Below are 18,492 nucleotides of genomic sequence, written 5' to 3' on the forward strand. Positions count from 1 at the left end.
TTCCAAATCATTTAAAGAGCGATTCGCTCATTTAGAAAAACTGACGAGAATTAAAAATTCTCATTTTTGATCTTACCTCGGTAAGATCAGTTTAACTCACTCGTTGTTCAGTTTTCAAAGGTCAATTCTTCAGTGTCACTCGCGAATCTCGTTCGCCGCAGCAACTCTTATATCTTATCATACTCTTTCGAGATTTGCAAGCTTTTTTTGAATCGTTTTTTTCAATTCAGTTCAACTTGCTATCTTTCATTTCGTATGCCGTCCGCATGTCTCTCTCGGCCGGAAATATAATATACCATGACTTTAACCTCGATTGCAACTGTTTTTCTATAAAAATTTCAAAAGAGAATAAAACAATTATTCTCAGAAATTTCCCTTCATTATATGTACCGTAATTTGATCGTTCGTTTCTTACATCATCACACAATAAAAGAAGCCATCTCTTCTTGTAAGAAGAGATGGCTTCAACATCATGACTTACTCGATGCCTAAAAATGCATATCGCAGAACGATGATCACGAACAATACCCACATCAGACCATGAACCTTTACATCACGACGACCAGTCATTTTTGCGAATACTGAGAGAATTACGTAAGAAATAATACCTGCTGAGATACCATTAGCAATTCCGCCTGTGAAAGGCATTAAGATGATTGTCAAGAATGCTGGGAAAGCTACGAAGAAATCATCCCAGTCGATCTGACCGATCTGGCTCATCATCAGAACACCAACAATGATAAGCGCTGGAGCTGTAGCTGCCGAAGGAACTACTAACGCCAATGGAGCAAGGAACAAAGAGAATACGAACAATACGCCCGTAGTGACAGCAGTCAAACCTGTACGTCCACCTGCAGCAACACCCGATGCACTTTCAACGAATGTTGTTACTGTACTTGTTCCAAGGAAAGCACCTGCGCTGACACCACCTGCATCAACCAGCATCGCTTTACCAAGTTTCTTCTCGCCTTCTTTATCCTTCAAAAGACCAGCACGGCCCGCAGTACCAACAAGAGTACCAAAGGTGTCAAACAACTCAACGAATGTAAAGATGAAGATAACTTCCAAAAGACCAATGCCAATAGCGCCCTTAATATCCAATTGGCCTACCGCAAGATTATCAAACGAAGGAATCCAGCTCGCACCGCTAAGACCCGAGAGATCCGTAACGCCCATTGGAATACCGATCAGCGTTGTAGCTACGATACCGATTAGCAAAGCTCCTCTTACTTTAAGAACCATTAATATTGCGATTAAGAAAAGTCCGATCAAAGCAAGCAATGTATCCTTTTGCTCAACAAAGTTACCAAGTGCAAGGTTAAAAGCTCCTCCAGCTACCGGATGACTAATATCCGTTCCTGGATTAACACTAACCATAACAAGGTTAGCAAGCTTCAATCCCACAATCGTAATAAACAGACCAATACCAATAGTGATTGCGATTTTAAGATTGTTAGGAACAGCTGTTAAAAGCATCTGCCGAACTTTCGTTACTGTAAGAATGATAAAAACAATACCGGAGAGGAAAACCGCTCCCAAAGCTGCCTGCCAAGTAATAGCTCCGTTAGAGCTTAATACGACAGTCATAAAGTATGCATTTAAACCCATACCAGGAGCAAGTGCGATAGGAATGTTTACGAACAACCCCATCACAATCGTTACGAGACCCGCACCAATTGCTGTGGCGAAAAATACGCCCTCTTGCGGAATGCCCGCACCATCAGGTCCGAGAAACAGGTTGTTGACAAAAAGAATGTACGCCATCGTCATAAAAGTCGTCAATCCTGCGATAATCTCGGTTCTAACATTTGTTCCGTGTTCCTTTAGTTTAAAGAAACGCTCCATTGTTGAGATATCCCCCTTAAAATTAGTGACTAACGACGAAAAAGCCCTGAGAAGAATTCTCCCAGGGCACCTGCTTCTAAAAAGAGTTGCTTAACAACCGCACATCGCTTATCACACTTCCATCCGGGACCTGAACAAACTTATTCATTCACACTCCGGATGCAGCATGCTTCGTTACTGCACTATTGCCGCTCTTCTTTTCGTAGCGAGATCATTACGGTGACCTTGTAGAGACTCCCGGGCCAATTCCCGGGATTATACGAAAAAGCACTTATCGTTGTTGTCATTTGATAAACTCATTCTAGGACGAAGCGCGAATCTTGTCAACAACAAAAGCGAATATTATCACTTTATATCAAAAGCAATGTTCGGAAATCAGCTTGTGCATTTGATCAGAAATAGTCAAAGAGTACTATTTTCAACAAAAAAACACCCCTAACTAGGCGAAGCGACCCGCATTGCAGATCAGCTCGTCCCAAAAGAGGCGCTGTAGAATTAACTCTTATAAGCGTTTAACTTTATATTGGAAAACTCCTGCGGAATATAAAACTTAGTATACATTAAGGGCTGATCTGACTCTGTAACACTGTATAGCGTTTCGAGTAATAAGAAGCACTCATTGTGACCGACTAACTTCTCTTTTCGTTCAGCTAAATTAACGGTATGCGTATACCTGATCTCAATATCTCCATGATTGGCCATAAGATAAGCTTCCTCCTCTAGAAATTGGAGTAACTGCTCATTATTCTCGAGGTCTAACGATAGGCTCTCTACTGTTTGCATGGAGATAAAAGTAAAAGCATAAGCGAGTAATTCGTCTCCCTTCCTATACATACGTTCCAAAGCTAGAACAGCCGTCGAATCCCTCTTTAATACTTGTTTAGTATGCTCCGTATCTGGGTCCAATCGGTAATGTAAATCAATTCGGTCAAATGTGCTGACATGGCATTTATGCATAGGATTACTTAGCTTTTCTAATTGAACGTCATCTTGCTTACTAAATGTTTCAATAACAAAATTACCTTTGCCGCGGATGTTTCTTACCAATCCATCATCTTGCAAAAGGACTAGAGCCTGTCTCAGTGTGGCCCGACTAACCCCAAGTTCTTTGGCTAAATCAGGTTCCGAAGGAAGTCTGGAGCCTATCGGGAACTCCCCTTTTGTAATCTGAAGAAGAAGTTCATCGTAAACATTTATATAAAGCGGACGTTTCAATTTATCGGATTTATTTGAATTCATTATTTTTGTATGTCCTTTTCTTTAATTTAAAATGGATCATGGCCCCATTATGACACACCACTTTCCAGACGACAAGAAATGCCAACTTTCCTATCTCAAAGCAACACACAAACCTCCAAAAATAAATTTTGGAGGTTTGCACTAGTAGATTATTTTAGATAATTCAAGAATGACTCACCGTATTCAGGCATTGTAACTTCAAAATTATCTGCAATCGTTGCACCAATATCAGCAAAGGTATCATGCTCAGGTAATTTGCCACTATCTTTTAATTGCTTGGAGTACACCAACACGGGAATGAATTCACGAGTATGGTCTGTACCCGGGAAGGTTGGATCGTTCCCATGATCCGCCGTAATAATCAATAGGTCATCCTCACGGATGGAGTCGAATACTTCATCAAGGCGCTTATCGAATTCTTCTAGTGCTTTACCGTACCCTTCAGGATCACGCCGATGACCGTATAGAGCATCGAAATCCACCAGATTCAAAAAGCTCATTCCTGTAAAATCTTTTTTCATAACTTCAAGTAATTGATCCATACCGTCCATATTGTCTTTCGTACGAACGGATTCTGTAACACCCTCACCGTCGAAGATATCATTGATTTTTCCGATAGCGATGACATCGTAGCCACCATCTTGCAAGCTATTCATGACTGTCTTATTAAAAGGCTTTAATGCATAGTCATGACGATTCGAAGTTCTCTTAAAGTTCCCTGGCTCACCTACATAAGGCCTTGCGATGATTCGGCCAATCAGATACGCAGGGTCTTTAGTGATTTCCCGTACTTTCTCACAAATATCATATAGCTCTTCAAGAGGGATAATCTCTTCATGTGCAGCAATTTGTAGCACAGGATCAGCAGATGTGTATACAATGAGATCCCCTGTTTTCATCTGATGTTCGCCATATTCATCAATGATTGCGGTCCCACTTGCAGGTTTATTCGCTACGACTTTCCGACCTGTTACGTCTTCGATTTGTTGAATGAGTTCCTCTGGGAATCCGTCCGGATACACATTAAATGGCTTATCAATATTTAGCCCCATGATCTCCCAGTGTCCAGTCATCGTATCTTTTCCAACCGATTTTTCTTGCAATTTTGTGTAATAAGCCAGAGGTTTCTCTGCTCTCGGTACACCTGGAATTTCTTCAATATTGGAAAGACCCAATTTTGCCAAGTTAGGCAGATTCAATCCGCTCATATGTTCAGCAATGTGTAACAAGGTGTGGGAACCTACATCATTAAATGCGGCTGCATCCTTTCCTTCACCAATACCAACGGAGTCCATCACAATTAAATGTACACGTTTAAATTTTCCCATGCTACTTCAGTCCTTTCTCAAATTCTGTTCTAGTTTTGCGGAGTCCGTCTATCTACTTTACGACCTAATAAGAACCAGAACAATACGATTGATACTGCTGCAATCACTGCAAGAATGAGGATAATACTGCTATAGTTTAATGCTGCTGAATCCTCTGTTACAAAACGTAAGAAGCTGAATTGTAAATCCTTCTTATCAATCAACAAAGCAGAATAGGTGAAACCAACCGACATCGCAATGTTAAGGCATAAGTTATAGAATCCCAGTGCAGTTCCTGATTTTTCAGTTGGTACTTTTCTAAGACTGATATCGATAAGCGGAGCATACAGCAGTGCAAAACTGCAAGAAAACAAAATCAAAGATATCACAAAGACGACAATGGATGTTTTGATGAAAAAGGCACCTAGCAATAAGCTGAACAAAATCAAACTAAAGGCTAGATAAACACATTGTTTGCTGTTCAGGCGTTTTCCAATTTTACCAGAGAGAGCACCAACTAATGCAGCTAGCAAACATGCAGGGATGAACATTAACGATACGCTATCAAGTTTAATGTTATAAACGCTCGTTAACAAAAACGAAAGAGTATTTAGCGCATAAGCGGAATACAGTGTATTAATGATAAATGCAACCACTAATGCGAATAAAAACTGTTTATTTTTAAAGAAATCGATAGTGATGAATGCATTCTTATTTTTGCTAATATACAGCAAGAACGTGATCACTGAGACAACGAACAGAGCGAACAATAACCAGTTGAATGAAGACATATACAGCATAATAGAAGTTGCAATAATAGCAACAATGAACAGCCCTATAAAGTCTAAATTGTTCTTCTTGTTCTCTTCTTTAGGTAAATGTTTAAGAATGAACGGTAAGAGTAATAAGCTAAGCAAAGGAATCAAGAATAGGTTCTGCCAAGCTAGATACGTAGCTACAAATCCACCTGTTAACGTACCAATAACCGTTGCAAGTTGAAAGCTACTTGTGCTGTAACCCATATACTTCTTCTGGTCTGCTTCTGATGCATACTTAGTAATGAATACGAGGTAAAGTGTTTCTGTTGCACCTAAACCTGCAGCTTGAACAATTCTTGAAAAAACGATCAACCAATAATTCGTATGTGTAACATAACCGAGTAGAGATCCTATGCATATAAGCAAAATACCTACCGTCAATAGATTCCGTATACTGATCGAATCTGATAAAGATGAATATACAACGGCACCAATTCCAATAACAAGTCCGGCAAGCGTGACTTGCCAACTTACTGTACTTGCTGAAACGCCAAAGTAATCAACTAAATCTGGAGAGATAATCTTAAACGAGTTATCGATAACAAGGGAAAAAATCATCAAAAGCAATATAACCGGGACGATTTTCCCTAAGTTTACTACGGGCTTATTTGGGGCTGAACTATTCATGGTATACCTCCAATATGTGATGAGAAGTCAAAGGTGATAATAGCGCTTACATTGGGTGTATAAAACTCCCTTTACCTCATATGATTGAAGTAAAGGAAGACTTGTCTAGAAGAAATTGATTATCTTATGCTAATTCCAAAGCAATCTCCATCATTTTAGTGAATGCTTTCTGACGTTCTTCGGTTGTCGTTTGTTCTCCAGTAATCAAATGGTCACTCACGGTGAGAATGCACAATGCATTGACACGGGCTTGGATCGCATTCCAATAAAGTGCTACGGATTCCATCTCAACAGAGAGTATTCCCATTTTACGCCAATTATCCATAGCATTTGGATCAGCACTGTAGAAAATTTCACTAGATAAAATATTACCGATATGAACCTTTTGGCCCTTCTCATCCGCAATTTTCTTAGCTTTCTGCAAGAGGTCAAAAGAAGCGGTTAATGGAAATTGTCCAGGTAATTTAAATTGATGACCGTAATTGGAATCCGTTGCAGTTCCCATACCAAAAATAACATCATAAAGCTCTATGTCTTCTTGCATTGCACCACACGTACCAATCCGGATAAGATTCTTAACACCAAATACATTGATTAATTCCCAAGAATAAATCCCCATGCTCGCTGGTCCCATACCGGTACCCATGACAGAAATTTTCTTCCCTTTAAAAGTACCCGTGTATCCGAGCATTCCTCTCACTTCGTTAAAGCACTGGTAATCTTCCAAGAAGGTTTCCGCAATAAACTTAGCTCTTAAAGGGTCTCCAGGTAACAGAATAGTTTCAGCAATTTCTACGCCATTCGGTTTAATATGAGGTGTCTCTTTGGTAGTAATCATTGTCTGCATTTGCTCCTTTAGTAGATAATAATAACAACTTGTCTAACTTGTCTATCCTGTCTATTTTTTAGACAAGTCAAATTTAGCATATCTTTATGTTTTGTGCAAGCACTTTCATAAAGACAATTTGTAGTCTGAAATATGATCAGCAAATTCAAAATACTAATCACGGATACTGTGTATAATGGGCCGTAACGACAACAAGCCATTACACGAAACATCGTTACACATAAAAAAAAGCTTGGCAGATACCTATTCATTAAAATAGGCTCTCCAAGCTATGTATTATTTATAATTAGTCTTTCCAAACTTGATTCATCAGCTTTGTTATCTGTGACTTACGTTGCTTCGTTTCATGCTTATCGGTTGACCATATGCCATCAACGAATACAACAACATCTCCAACTTTGACATCTTTAGCTATTTCCTTCGTGTTTACATCGATTGTTTTCCCTTCGACTTCAATGACCATATACTCTTCCTCAAGCCTGTCAACAATCCCCTTCATCTTGTCCCACTCCTTATTTTACTCACAAGCGATTCCATCTCCATCTCGATCAAGTTTTGCACTATAGCCAGGGTCACCTTTGTAAAGTGGAGCTTTTCCCGCTTCCCTCACGACAGTGCAATTCTTGTAGTACACAGAAGTCTCCTGACTCTCTTCTTTCTTGATCGAAGTTTCAACCTCTGTTGTAGATTTTGATGACCGGGTAATATCCTTCCCATTGGACGTAAAAATGATATTCCCCTGTTTATCGTTCCTGTATATTTTAATCTTTTTGTCAGTAAGCCGTTTTAGAATACGATCTGTAGGATGGCCATAATTGTTGTCTCCAACTTGAATCACTGCATATTTAGGATTAACGGCATTCAAAAAAGACTGACTGGTTGAAGAATTAGACCCGTGATGGCCAACCAACAATACATCAGCTTTTAGATCAGTACCACTAGAAACCATGTCCTGCTCACTCTCTGCTTCTGCATCTCCAGTGAATAAAAATGAATTGCTTCCAAACGTAACCTTGATCACTGCACTCATATTGTTCTTGTCGTTATAAGTGTTAACTGGAGCTAACATTTTCACTGTCAATTGTTCATCCAGCTTAATATCAATTCCTGCTTTAGCTGTTGAGACTTTCAAATTTTTATTTGCAATAGATGTTAGTAAAGATTCAAAAGTTTTTGTGTTCGAGCTTACTTTGGGCATGTATATATAACCAATATCAAATGCATCTACAACAGCATCTAATCCGCCAATATGATCTGCATCTGGATGTGTTCCAATCAAGACATCGACTTTCTTAACCCCTTCTTTTTTGAGGTAATTCACAACACGACCCTCATCGTCATTGTTCCCCCCATCTATAAGCATTGTTTTTCCGCTCGGTGTTAAGATTAATTGGCTTGCGCCTTGGCCAACATCTATGTAATGCACTATAAGATTACCACTTTCACTTGTGGCTTCTTTAATATGTGGAGTAACTGTACTTTCATCTTCAGGTACTACCAATCCACATCCACTAATAAAAAATACTACAAAACACGTACTTAATAAGTATAAACTTCTCTTTTTACCGTCCATTCCTAAGAACTTAATGTTCCCTTTAACTATCCCTAGAATAAATCCGATCGTTGCCAATATTAATAATAAAATCAAGACAACTGCTGTGTTTTCCATGATGTAGTTCTCCATTCATGTTCGTTTTTCTCGATGCGTACTCAACTCTGATGAAGAACATAACAGAGCGTGAAAGTAAAATAATGAACAACTCAATAACCCCTTATCATCGCCCCCTTCATTCCTAATCCATATTTCATCTTAAATGGTCATAAAAAAAATCTCCATTATTTGCTTAATAGCAAATAATGGAGATAAATCTATACCATGAGTTAAAAAATGGTGGGAACCAATCCGCCATCAACACGCAATGCTGCCCCTGAGAAAGAAGAAGCAAATGGGCTGGATACAAAAGCTGCGAATCTTCCAATCTCCTCTGGTCTTATTAGCCGTTGAATCTGTGAAAGAGGTCGGTGATTTTTCATAAAATCTGATTCCCAGTCTTCACGTGCGATAGAACTGTCTTGATACATGTTCTCCAACATTTCCTGGACACCTTCCGTTAGTGTTGACCCAGGCATAATGGTATTCACGGTGACTTGAGTTCCTTTCGTAAGCTTTGACAGACTTTTCGCCAGGGAAAGATTCATCGTTTTTGTCATGCTATATTGAGGCATTTCACCTGAAGGCATCAGCGCTTCCTCACTGGCAATAAAAATTACTCTCCCAAAATTCCGTTTCAACATATGAGGCAAATAATGTTTAGCTAATGCATTTCCAGACATAACATTTACCCTGAAAAATGTATCCCAAGTTTCATCTTCGATATCCCAGTAACTCATCGGTTGGAAAATACCCATATTATTGATCAAAATATCAACCTCTGGGTGTTCCCTTAAAAGCGTTCCTCGATCCGAAGAATCTGCTAAATCCGCCGGAGCGCCTTTTGGCTTCGTATTCGGAAACATTTCCTGAATTTCATGTACAACTTTATCGACATCATCCGGCCGACGGCCATTGATAATCACGTCCGCTCCTTCACGTGCCAGTTCTATGGCGATGGCTTTTCCAATCCCTTTTGTGGAACCGGTCACTAACGCACGCTTATTCTTTAAGCCTAAATCCATTACAATCACTCCTTTCTTTCACAAGGTTCAAAGACTGCAACATGTTGTGGTGAACTACATCACGAAGTTGAATTGATCCGGATCAGGTCCTACGCGCAAGTCTTCATTCAACGCACTGATTGTTTTCATGTCCTCATCAGACAATTGGAAATCAAACACTTCAGCATTGCTCTTTATTCTTTCTGGTTTTGTTGATTTGGATACCAAGAGGATATCCTGCTGTACATCCCAACGCAGAACAATCTGAGCAGCTGAACGACCATATTTTTCAGCTAGTGACTTAATAGTTGGGTTTGTCAAAATTTGACCTTGCATCAATGGTGACCACGCTTGAATAGCAATTTGATGTTTTTGACAAAACTCTCTTAATTCATTTTGAGTCAGTTTTGGATGTAATTCAATTTGGTTCAATACCGGCTTCACTGTGGCAAACGACAATAGTTCTTCCAAATGATGCACTTGGAAGTTGCTTACACCAATTGATCTGATCTTGCCGCTCTGATGTAAATGTTCGAGTGCTTTCCAAGATTCCTTGAACGCATCGTGACCTGGCCAGTGAATGAGGTATAAATCTAAATAATCCAATCCGAGCTTTTCCAAACTTTCTTCGAAAGCAGCAATCGTCTCGTCATAGGATAAATGGTTATTCCAAACCTTCGACGTTACAAATAAATCTTCTCTTTTTAGGTTTGTAGCATCCAGTCCCTCCTGAATGCCAAGACCTGTGCCTTTTTCATTACCATATATTTGAGCAGTGTCAATCAGGCGGTATCCGTTTAGGATGGCCTCCTTTACTGCATCTTTTGTTTCATTATCAGGTACCTGAAATACCCCTAAACCAAACCCAGGAATTTCGACACCACTAGCTAATTTAACTTTATCTTTTAAAGAATAAATCATTTCTGTATCCTCCTTATGACTGATCCTGTTTACATCAATTAATATACACTTCAAACAGAAAATTAATCTAGTACCCACTTTTTTGTGCTATAGTAACTAAAAAGTAAGTATTAAGTCAGTAAAGGGTTGAAGGTGCTATGGAGGAGAAAATTTACAATATCGGTGTCGAGGCAACGATGGATGTGATTGGCGGAAAGTGGAAGCCTATCATTCTGTGCAATTTACGTTATGAATCCTTGAGACCGAGCGATTTGCTGCGAAAAATCCCAAAAATTAGTCAAAAAATGTTAATTCAACAACTGAGAGAATTAGAAAGGGATCAGATTGTTACTCGTAAAGTTTATCAACAGGTTCCACCAAGAGTTGAATACTCGTTGAGTGAATATGGAGAATCATTAGGGGATATACTGGATATTTTATGTCTTTGGGGAGAGTCTCACACGAAGCATTTAATCGATCAAGGGAAAAATGTTACTTTACGCTGCAATAACTAAACATCCTGCTGAGACTGAGCCGCGAAAGAACGCAAGTGAAAAAGCAGTGAATAAATAGAAAAATAAAAAGAGCTAACCGATTTAAAAATCGATTAGCTCTTTTTGGGATGGATAATTTAATTGCATTGTCCGAGAACCCTTGCACAGCAAAGATTCTTGGCTACAAATCAATTAAAAAATATCCTATTCCCACTCGATCGTTGCTGGTGGTTTGGATGTTACGTCATAAACGATACGGTTTACATTATCCACTTCGTTTACGATACGAACGGAGATTTTCTCTAGGATATCCCAAGGGATACGTGCCCAGTCCGCAGTCATTCCATCGATGGAAGTTACTGCGCGGATACCTACTGTGTAGGAATACGTACGAGCATCACCCATGACACCAACACTCTTCATGTTAGGCAGCGCTGTGAAATACTGCCAGATCTCGCGATCAAGGCCAGCTTTAATGATTTCTTCACGCAAGATATAATCAGAATCGCGAACAATCGTAAGCTTCTCTTCTGTAACTTCACCAAGTACACGGATCGCAAGACCTGGACCTGGGAATGGCTGACGCCATACGATTGCTTCTGGAAGACCCAACTCTTCGCCTACTTTACGAACTTCGTCTTTAAACAAAGCTTTGAGTGGCTCAATAAGGCTGAATTTCATATCTTCAGGCAATCCACCAACATTGTGATGGGATTTAATCGTATGAGCTGTTTCTGTACCACTCTCAACAATGTCTGTGTATAGCGTACCTTGAGCCAAGAATGCAAAATCATCAAATTTACTTGATTCTTCGTCAAAAACATAGATAAACTCGTTACCGATGATTTTACGTTTTTGCTCTGGATCATCTACACCTTTAAGCTTGGACATAAAACGATCACGCGCATCGATCTTGACTACTTTCATGTCAAATTTACCGACAAACGTCTCCATTACGCTTTCAGCCTCGCCTTTACGCAGTAGACCGTGGTCAATGAACATACAAGTTAATTGATCGCCGATCGCCTTGTGAATGAGCATAGCTACAACAGAGGAATCTACCCCACCGCTGAGTGCACACAGTACTTTCTTGTCTCCTACTTCTTCACGGATCTCACGAATCTGATCTTCGATGAAAGTCTCCATAGACCATGTACCTTCACATTTACAAACTTCATAAAGGAAGTTGCGGATCATTTCGTTACCGTTCACCGAGTGACGTACCTCTGGGTGGAACTGTACCGCGTAAAGTTTCTTGTCTTCATTACTCATTGCTGCGATCGGAGCGGACTCCGTACCAGCATCCAGTTTGAAACCAGTTGGCAAGGTCACGACATGGTCACCATGACTCATCCATACCGTTTGCTTTTGCTCTAATCCTTGTACCAATGTAGAGCCTTCATTAAACTCTAGATCAGCTTTACCGTACTCACGCTTAGATGCACGCTCAACTTTACCATCTAGCTGCTGAGCCATCAGCTGCATACCGTAACAAATTCCGAAAATCGGAAGTCCGAGATCGTAAATCGCTGGGTCTACATGTGGTGCATTTTCAGCATACACACTGGATGGACCACCAGAGAACACGATACCTCGTGGAGAAAGAGCTTTGATTTTGTCGACCGGTGTATTGTAAGGCAATAGCTCACTGTATACACCAAGATCACGAATGCGACGTGCAATTAGTTGATTATACTGTCCACCGAAGTCTAAAACGACGATGATTTCATTAGGCTTATTCATTAACGGGCCTCCCTTAATTACTGAGATTAATTATACGCAACCCTAATTCGTACCGTCAAGAAAAGCGAGATTAGTTTTCACACCCGATTTTTTACAATTTCACGACACTGCCGTATATAGAGGTTTTTCTCTGTACGTGATAAAGGTTCTTTCATATAAGCTACCTTCTCCCAACGGCTTGCAAACACTTCCAGTTCAGCGCGAAAATTGTCATCACTAATGCTTACGGATTGTATGTACTTTTTCACCGTAACTCCCGGTTCCATTGCACCGTATCTTTTCTCTATACACTTCCATACTTTGTCAGAAATAAAAGTGAGTTTATCCCGTTCATTCATTACCCGAGAAGCACCTGAACTTCTTAAATTCAGCCCACGTAAAGGTTTGATCATTATTACTGCCATCACACCAAGCAGCAGTATGAGTGAAAGCAAGGCAACCCTCGTAAGCGATACTCCTGTAAACCAGCGCTGTGCAGAAGTCATTAGGGTTTGCATCATTTCCGTAAATCGAAGCGAGTTACTAGAGGACTGACCCGTTGATATCCCTGCATTAGAAACCTCATCTTCTCCAGCATAATAACCAGGTGTTGGGTCGAAAGCTGCCCATCCTTCACCAGGAAAGTACACTTCTACCCAGGCATGAGCTTCTTGCTGTGTCACTCGAAAAATATTTTCTGTTCCTTGAACTTTTTCACCCGGAGCGAAGCCCATTACATAGCGCGCCGGAATCCCCTGTGAGCGTAATAATATCACCATTGCCGTTGCAAAATGTGTGCAGTAACCTTCCTTCGAATCAAACAAGAAGTGATCGGTGAAGTCCTTATTCGCCGGAGGAATCTTCGTTTTAAGTGTATAAGAATACTCCTGCTCCAGATAGTTTTTAACAGCAACTGCTTTTTCATACCTGCCTGTGGCTTGGGTCGTTATATCATGAGCCATATCACGCACTCGCCTTGGCAATGAGGCCGGCAGTTGTAAATACGTACTCTTGATTGACTCCGGATCTACCCCAAAGGAAGCCTCCTGTAATTTTTCCTTAGATGCTTGTAGCGTTGAATCCACCGTATATCCCATAACACGAAGATCTTCCTCTTGAAACCGAAGGGTCCCCGATTTAGGATCAGCACTGATCATGGGTTCTAGTTTTGTACCATCCAGCCCATTCACTTCGGAAATTCTAGCAATAGTCGCACCAGAGAAAAGCGGAAGACCTGCTGATGGCGGCGATTCGAGTATAATTCTCTGTGTCACCTGATCTGTCTGATCGCCCGCATCTAACAGCATGTCCTGCAATTTCTCCCCAATATCTACATGACTTCCATCATGTCGCTCTGTTATCCAGCGCCTTCCATCGTAGTAACTAAGGGCTTCTCCCCGCCAATATGTCGGTACAGGTGTCTCTGCCGTGAAATAAGGCTCGTTACTGAGCGTTAGTGGCCCCCCCATTTCAGAACCAAGTGAATCGTATCCCGTCATACTCGCTGTAGGAATCGCATTTCGATTCGAAAGACCGGAAGACCATTCTTGAATTTTGTCAGCCAAGGCAGATACCGTAACTCCAGACCCCTTACTCGCAGGAACAATATAACCTAGGGCTCCTACTAAACCGGTCAATGAAGCCGTTAGAAATAGAACATACACACTCCAACGAATTAAAGCTTTTATATCCAGTTTGAATGCAGTACCACGAATACGAGAATCCGCACTCTCTTCCGTTCTAAGATTTAGAAGAAGCATTAATCCCTGTGCTACTAGTATGTAACAGACTGACCTGAACATATTATCAATCACCGGATGTTCCAGTGCAGCTTCCATCACCGCTAAATACACAATCGTTGTTCCACCGAACAACCATACTGTCCCCCGGTATAATGACAACATATGTACAGCAGAGACCATAACTCCCCAACCTAGAAGTAAGATAAGGGCCTTCGTCTCATCACTGAGATCATTAAAGAGCCATCGCTCTCCAAGTACATTCACATCCTGAGGAAGAACATCAACGATATACCTAAGTAACCAAAACAAAGCATGTTCCGAACCAAAGAGCCGTCCCCAGAGCAGCAGGACAGCACAAGCATTGAGCGGGAACCATACCCATCCTCGAATAACAAAAAGACCCTGCATGAGCAATAGAGCCGCTAAGATCGCTAGCGTCTGCAACATTACCGGGCCGTTGTCTCCCCCCATCCCTTGAAGCGGAAGAAGCCATTCCATAAACAAACCCAAAATAGGCAATGTTATGAATAGTCTCAAGGAAAAGGGGCCGGGGGATGTGCGCTTTAGGATACGAAGTAGCGAATTAGGGACTGCTCTACCAGCAAAAGTGCCTGATCTATCTAATATGCTGCTGAATTTCTCCATCCTCGCCACCTCCCCTCGACATGGTGATCTCGTATACATCCCCCTCGTGTATGTACATGAGTCGCCCTCCTAATTGAAGGAATTGATCTTCTGCCATCTCTCTGGTTAAAGGCGATACACTCGGTTCTGGTGGAGGGCTTATGCAGAAAACACTTAATTTCCTACCCGATGCGACGATCTGGATGGAGGACTCCATCAATCCCTTATCCATCGTTCCCGTCACAAGAAGCAGCTCTGTTTCTTTACCCTCATATTGTGCAGCATGTTCAAGAATTTCAGCTGCTGTACTATTATCTGGCTGAAAAGGAAGGCTCGCCAGAGGTATCAACATTTCCTGTTCGTCCTTACACTCCGTTCGTTCAGACCGAACCGAATCCCTTCCCCTCCCCCCAGTCCACAGGGACGGTTTTCCAAGCGTAACTGTGGAGGAATATAGCAGTCCTGCTGTCGCTGCAATTGCATTCTCAAAACAATCGAAGGAGACTTCGGACTCCGCTTTCGAACTTTTTTTCAAGGGATAACCCGCTTTTGACGTATCTAGAATAATACAGCGATCCAGTATCCGGCCTGGCTCAGGTAGAATCGTCTGTAGTCGCCCAAGCCTAGCGGAATTTCTCCAATGAATCCGGTTTAAAGGGTCCCCTGGAATATAATCTCGGAGTCCTTGTCCTGGCAGAGCTGAATAGGTAGGCTTTCGCATCCCCTCTGCATCCCCATCAGGGCCATATGGTAAATCCACCAACCCTCGCAAACTCAGTGGACGCGGCAAAACAATGAATTCAGTATGAGTTACTACCCTTCTACTAGAGCGGAACCAGCTAAACATATCTCCCCACTCCACAAATGATTCTACCTCTGTCCAATTACCTCGCTTCAATGGATGAAGGGTATACGAATAACTAACTAAACGGCGAAATCCAGGGAACCAAAGCTTCTGGATCGTCTGATCACTGATGTGATCTGTCAGCATGATCCAAGGCAGTGGCATCCAAGACTTGAATTGAATCGTTACCGTCACCTCCGTATCTTCCCCTGCGTACAGACATTTGGGAGTGATGATTCGCTCTATATCAATACAAGAGGGGCCAAGTACTTTGAGAAGCGCTCCATTTAGGAGTATAGCGGAACAGATCCACCATAGAAACTGTAACGCTTGTCCTCCAAGCCAGGCATAAAGCCCCCAACTAGCCAACCATATGCATAAGGCTCTGGCCCATTCCAGACTTTGACGTTTCATGTCCGGCCTCCTTTGCGGCTACGCTGCCTAGGAAGCTCGAATAGCTTAAGCAGAGTCTGTATGATCTCTTTCTGTCCCACCCCTGCCGATCGTGCATCATAAGCTAATTGAATACGATGGGAGAGAACGGGTTCTGCTACTCGTAAGCAATCATCCGGTATTACGTACATTCGGCCTTCCAAGAAGGCAGCGGCCTGGGAAGCACGCATCCAAGCTAATGTTCCTCTTGGGCTAATTCCTAAGCGAACCCCCTGCTGCCTACGTGAGGCATCGGCTACTGCGACTAAATATTTTTTGATACTTTCATCTACATAAACCCGAGCGGCCGTTCGCTGCATTGATACGAGTTCTGAGCCAAGCATAAGTGGTTTTACACTTTCAAGCACATCCTTACTCTGTCCGCGCTCAAGCATCAACATTTCATTATCTATTCCCGGATAACCTAGAGATAGCCGCATGAGAAAACGATCCATTTGAGCTTCCGGAAGACGATTCGTCCCCTCAAATTCATAAGGGTTCTGAGTAGCCAATAGAAAGAACGGAGCTGGCAAAGGATAACTCTGTCCGTCCACTGTCACCTTGCCCTCTTCCATAGCCTCCAATAGGGCGGACTGAGCCCTTGGCGAAGCACGGTTGATCTCATCGGCTAAGACTATATTAGAGAGAACTGGCCCCGGTCTGAACTCAAACTCACCCATATGCGGATAATAGACCGAAGTTCCTGTTATATCCCCTGGCATTAAATCATATGTGAATTGAATACGGCCAAAATCACAACCAAGGCAAGCCGCCACCGTACGCACTAGCATCGTCTTCCCTACACCCGGAACATCCTCTAACAGGACATGTCCTCCAGCAAGCATAGCTATAAATGTCAATCGAATCTGTTCGTCATGCCCGACAATTACACTACCAACCCGGTTCATCACTCTATTCAATAATTCTGGAGCCCACTCCGGGTAAGGCGTCTCTTCTTGAAACATAGATGAACTATACAATGGCTCAAACCTCCGCTTCTTGTTCGTACTCTATGAATAGGTTTTCCAAGAATGCAAAAAGATAGACTCCAAAAGCTAAAAACGTTGTCAATCAAAAAAAAACAGCCTTATGGCTGCTACAGGATTCACGCTGTTAACATTAAAAAACCGAGCCCTTTCAAGGGCTCGGTTAGTTTCATTGCTTATTATGTTTAGACAAGGCTTAGTAAGCCAGTGTGAACAGACCTTTGATGTGGGACAGGTAACGCAGGTTACTTGCCTCTTTCATCATGGTTGCAGGCAGTCCTTTGAGTTGAGTCTTGTTAGCACCGATCGTACCGATCGCGTCTTTACGACCCAAGCTTCCTAGTGTACCGGAGAACACAGGAACGAACGAAGCCATTGCTCCGCCTTTAGAATAAGCGAACATGTTGTATCCAACAAGTTCACCCATCTGCCAAGCTAGTTGAGCAGTTGGAGGATACGGACGTGCGCCTTCTTCTGGAGGCATAACTACCGCACTATCACCAGCCAAGAATACTTCTGGATGGGATGTGGATTGCAAGAACTCGTTAACTACTGCACGGCCGCGGTTCACTTCAATTCCACAGTTCGCAACTACAGAATTACCTTGTACGCCACCAGTCCATACGAGTGTGCTAGTTTCAAACGTGCTTCCGTCTTTCAGTTCAACAGTAGTACCGTCCATTTTCGTGATCGGAAGACCCGTCAAGAACGTTACACCACGTTTTTGAAGACTAGTTGTTGCACGGTCAACCAGCTCAGGTGGGAAACCTGGCAAGATTGAAGGAGCTGCTTCAACACAATACAGGGTGATCTCATCAGGGGAGATTCCGTATTTATGTGCAAGTTCGCCCTTCATGTCAGCATACTCACCAACAAGCTCAACACCAGTCAAGCCGCCGCCGCCAACAACGATGGTAGCATCTGCTTTGTTCTTTGTTTTGCTGTATTCTGCAATGCGGCTTTCCACGTGCGCACGCAGGCGGTTAGCATCATTAACAGATTTGAGGATGAAGCTGTGTTCTTGAAGTCCTGGAATGCCAAAAAATGCAGTCTCGCTGCCCAAGGCAACAACCAGCATATCGTAAGACAACTTACTTCCATCTTCCAAAGATACAGCACGCTCATCCGGCTTGATTTCTTTTACAGTACCGATACGCAGATCTACATTAGCATCACGGAGCAGTTTATCCAGCGGGAGGGCAACGGCCTTCTCCGAGATGTTGCCTGCAGCCAGGCGATGCAGTTCCGTAATGATCTGGTGCGTAGGGAAACGGTTAACGAGTGTAATTTTAGCGTCATTTACGCCAAAATGTTCTCGGGCTGAAAGAGCGCTCAGCAAACCGCCGTAGCCTCCGCCCAAGATTAAAATGTGTTTAGACATGACCATCCTCCGTTCTTTGAATAATAAAA

At 42.1% G+C, this 18,492-nt stretch carries 15 protein-coding genes and 1 riboswitch; of the genes, 1 reads left to right on the forward strand and 14 read right to left on the reverse strand.

What is annotated here, in order from left to right; genetic code table 11:
• Window positions 1-477: 477 nt before the first annotated feature.
• The 9 genes from AC3WJJ_RS15640 to AC3WJJ_RS15680 all read right to left on the reverse strand — a co-directional run bounded on the left by AC3WJJ_RS15640 (window position 478) and on the right by AC3WJJ_RS15680 (window position 10,259).
• A complete protein-coding gene (locus AC3WJJ_RS15640; protein ID WP_422659748.1) occupies window positions 478-1,845 on the reverse strand; it encodes an NCS2 family permease in 1,368 nt (455 codons plus the stop codon).
• Window positions 1,846-2,028: 183 nt separating this feature from the next.
• A riboswitch (purine riboswitch) is annotated at window positions 2,029-2,128 on the reverse strand.
• Window positions 2,129-2,340: 212 nt separating this feature from the next.
• Window positions 2,341-3,084, reverse strand: a complete 744-nt coding sequence (locus AC3WJJ_RS15645) for a GntR family transcriptional regulator (RefSeq protein ID WP_492542092.1) — start codon at window positions 3,082-3,084, stop codon at window positions 2,341-2,343.
• Between the two features lie 149 nt (window positions 3,085-3,233).
• On the reverse strand, window positions 3,234-4,412 hold the full coding sequence (gene deoB, locus AC3WJJ_RS15650) for a phosphopentomutase (RefSeq protein ID WP_492542094.1): 1,179 nt from the start codon (window positions 4,410-4,412) through the stop codon (window positions 3,234-3,236).
• 29 nt (window positions 4,413-4,441) lie between these two features.
• Window positions 4,442-5,836 (reverse strand): MFS transporter, encoded by a 1,395-nt coding sequence (locus tag AC3WJJ_RS15655; protein ID WP_492542096.1) that lies wholly within the window; start codon window positions 5,834-5,836, stop codon window positions 4,442-4,444.
• A gap of 124 nt (window positions 5,837-5,960) precedes the next feature.
• Window positions 5,961-6,674 carry a purine-nucleoside phosphorylase gene (gene deoD / locus AC3WJJ_RS15660; protein WP_492542098.1) on the reverse strand — a complete coding sequence of 238 codons (714 nt, stop codon included), beginning with the start codon at window positions 6,672-6,674 and terminating at the stop codon, window positions 5,961-5,963.
• 295 nt (window positions 6,675-6,969) lie between these two features.
• Window positions 6,970-7,182, reverse strand: coding sequence for a DUF3006 domain-containing protein (locus AC3WJJ_RS15665; protein WP_492542100.1), 213 nt, complete (start codon window positions 7,180-7,182; stop codon window positions 6,970-6,972).
• Window positions 7,183-7,200: 18 nt separating this feature from the next.
• The gene (locus AC3WJJ_RS15670) at window positions 7,201-8,352 is read right to left on the reverse strand and encodes an MBL fold metallo-hydrolase (protein ID WP_492542101.1); all 1,152 of its coding nucleotides are present in this window, start codon (window positions 8,350-8,352) and stop codon (window positions 7,201-7,203) included.
• Between the two features lie 212 nt (window positions 8,353-8,564).
• Entirely contained in the window at window positions 8,565-9,359 is a 795-nt protein-coding gene (locus AC3WJJ_RS15675) for an SDR family NAD(P)-dependent oxidoreductase (RefSeq protein ID WP_492542103.1), read from the reverse strand.
• 54 nt (window positions 9,360-9,413) lie between these two features.
• Window positions 9,414-10,259: an aldo/keto reductase gene (locus tag AC3WJJ_RS15680; protein ID WP_492542105.1), complete on the reverse strand. Its 846-nt coding sequence runs from the start codon at window positions 10,257-10,259 to the stop codon at window positions 9,414-9,416.
• A gap of 137 nt (window positions 10,260-10,396) precedes the next feature.
• On the opposite strand from AC3WJJ_RS15680, the gene AC3WJJ_RS15685 reads away from it, so the two are divergent.
• Complete coding sequence (locus AC3WJJ_RS15685) at window positions 10,397-10,753, forward strand: winged helix-turn-helix transcriptional regulator (protein ID WP_492542107.1); 357 nt, start codon at window positions 10,397-10,399, stop codon at window positions 10,751-10,753.
• Between the two features lie 183 nt (window positions 10,754-10,936).
• On the opposite strand, the gene guaA is transcribed toward AC3WJJ_RS15685, so the two are convergent.
• The 5 genes from guaA to AC3WJJ_RS15710 all read right to left on the reverse strand — a co-directional run bounded on the left by guaA (window position 10,937) and on the right by AC3WJJ_RS15710 (window position 18,463).
• A complete protein-coding gene (guaA, locus tag AC3WJJ_RS15690; protein ID WP_492542108.1) occupies window positions 10,937-12,475 on the reverse strand; it encodes a glutamine-hydrolyzing GMP synthase in 1,539 nt (512 codons plus the stop codon).
• Window positions 12,476-12,552: 77 nt separating this feature from the next.
• A complete protein-coding gene (locus AC3WJJ_RS15695; RefSeq protein ID WP_492542111.1) occupies window positions 12,553-14,841 on the reverse strand; it encodes a transglutaminase TgpA family protein in 2,289 nt (762 codons plus the stop codon).
• Entirely contained in the window at window positions 14,813-16,078 is a 1,266-nt protein-coding gene (locus AC3WJJ_RS15700) for a DUF58 domain-containing protein (RefSeq protein WP_492542113.1), read from the reverse strand. The genes AC3WJJ_RS15695 and AC3WJJ_RS15700 overlap by 29 nt, the downstream gene beginning before the upstream one ends.
• A complete protein-coding gene (locus tag AC3WJJ_RS15705) occupies window positions 16,075-17,076 on the reverse strand; it encodes an AAA family ATPase (protein WP_492542115.1) in 1,002 nt (333 codons plus the stop codon). The genes AC3WJJ_RS15700 and AC3WJJ_RS15705 overlap by 4 nt, the downstream gene beginning before the upstream one ends.
• A 202-nt stretch (window positions 17,077-17,278) precedes the next feature.
• Complete coding sequence (locus AC3WJJ_RS15710; protein ID WP_422659737.1) at window positions 17,279-18,463, reverse strand: NAD(P)/FAD-dependent oxidoreductase; 1,185 nt, start codon at window positions 18,461-18,463, stop codon at window positions 17,279-17,281.
• Between the last annotated feature and the right edge of the window lie 29 nt (window positions 18,464-18,492).

This window comes from Paenibacillus sp. FW507-14B1B, from assembly GCF_058781425.1.

Excerpts from the sequence above, each read along its gene's own strand:
- AC3WJJ_RS15685 (WP_492542107.1), top strand. The coding sequence starts at position 10,397 with ATGGAGGAGAAAATTTACAATATCGGTGTCGAGGCAACGATGGATGTG.
- AC3WJJ_RS15710 (WP_422659737.1), bottom strand. The coding sequence starts at position 18,463 with ATGTCTAAACACATTTTAATCTTGGGCGGAGGCTACGGCGGTTTGCTG.
- guaA (WP_492542108.1), bottom strand. The coding sequence starts at position 12,475 with ATGAATAAGCCTAATGAAATCATCGTCGTTTTAGACTTCGGTGGACAG.
- AC3WJJ_RS15675 (WP_492542103.1), bottom strand. The coding sequence starts at position 9,359 with ATGGATTTAGGCTTAAAGAATAAGCGTGCGTTAGTGACCGGTTCCACA.
- AC3WJJ_RS15640 (WP_422659748.1), bottom strand. The coding sequence starts at position 1,845 with ATGGAGCGTTTCTTTAAACTAAAGGAACACGGAACAAATGTTAGAACC.
- AC3WJJ_RS15680 (WP_492542105.1), bottom strand. The coding sequence starts at position 10,259 with ATGATTTATTCTTTAAAAGATAAAGTTAAATTAGCTAGTGGTGTCGAA.
- AC3WJJ_RS15645 (WP_492542092.1), bottom strand. The coding sequence starts at position 3,084 with ATGAATTCAAATAAATCCGATAAATTGAAACGTCCGCTTTATATAAAT.
- AC3WJJ_RS15700 (WP_492542113.1), bottom strand. The coding sequence starts at position 16,078 with ATGAAACGTCAAAGTCTGGAATGGGCCAGAGCCTTATGCATATGGTTG.
- deoD (WP_492542098.1), bottom strand. The coding sequence starts at position 6,674 with ATGATTACTACCAAAGAGACACCTCATATTAAACCGAATGGCGTAGAA.
- AC3WJJ_RS15655 (WP_492542096.1), bottom strand. The coding sequence starts at position 5,836 with ATGAATAGTTCAGCCCCAAATAAGCCCGTAGTAAACTTAGGGAAAATC.
- deoB (WP_492542094.1), bottom strand. The coding sequence starts at position 4,412 with ATGGGAAAATTTAAACGTGTACATTTAATTGTGATGGACTCCGTTGGT.
- AC3WJJ_RS15665 (WP_492542100.1), bottom strand. The coding sequence starts at position 7,182 with ATGAAGGGGATTGTTGACAGGCTTGAGGAAGAGTATATGGTCATTGAA.
- AC3WJJ_RS15695 (WP_492542111.1), bottom strand. The coding sequence starts at position 14,841 with ATGGAGAAATTCAGCAGCATATTAGATAGATCAGGCACTTTTGCTGGT.
- AC3WJJ_RS15670 (WP_492542101.1), bottom strand. The coding sequence starts at position 8,352 with ATGGAAAACACAGCAGTTGTCTTGATTTTATTATTAATATTGGCAACG.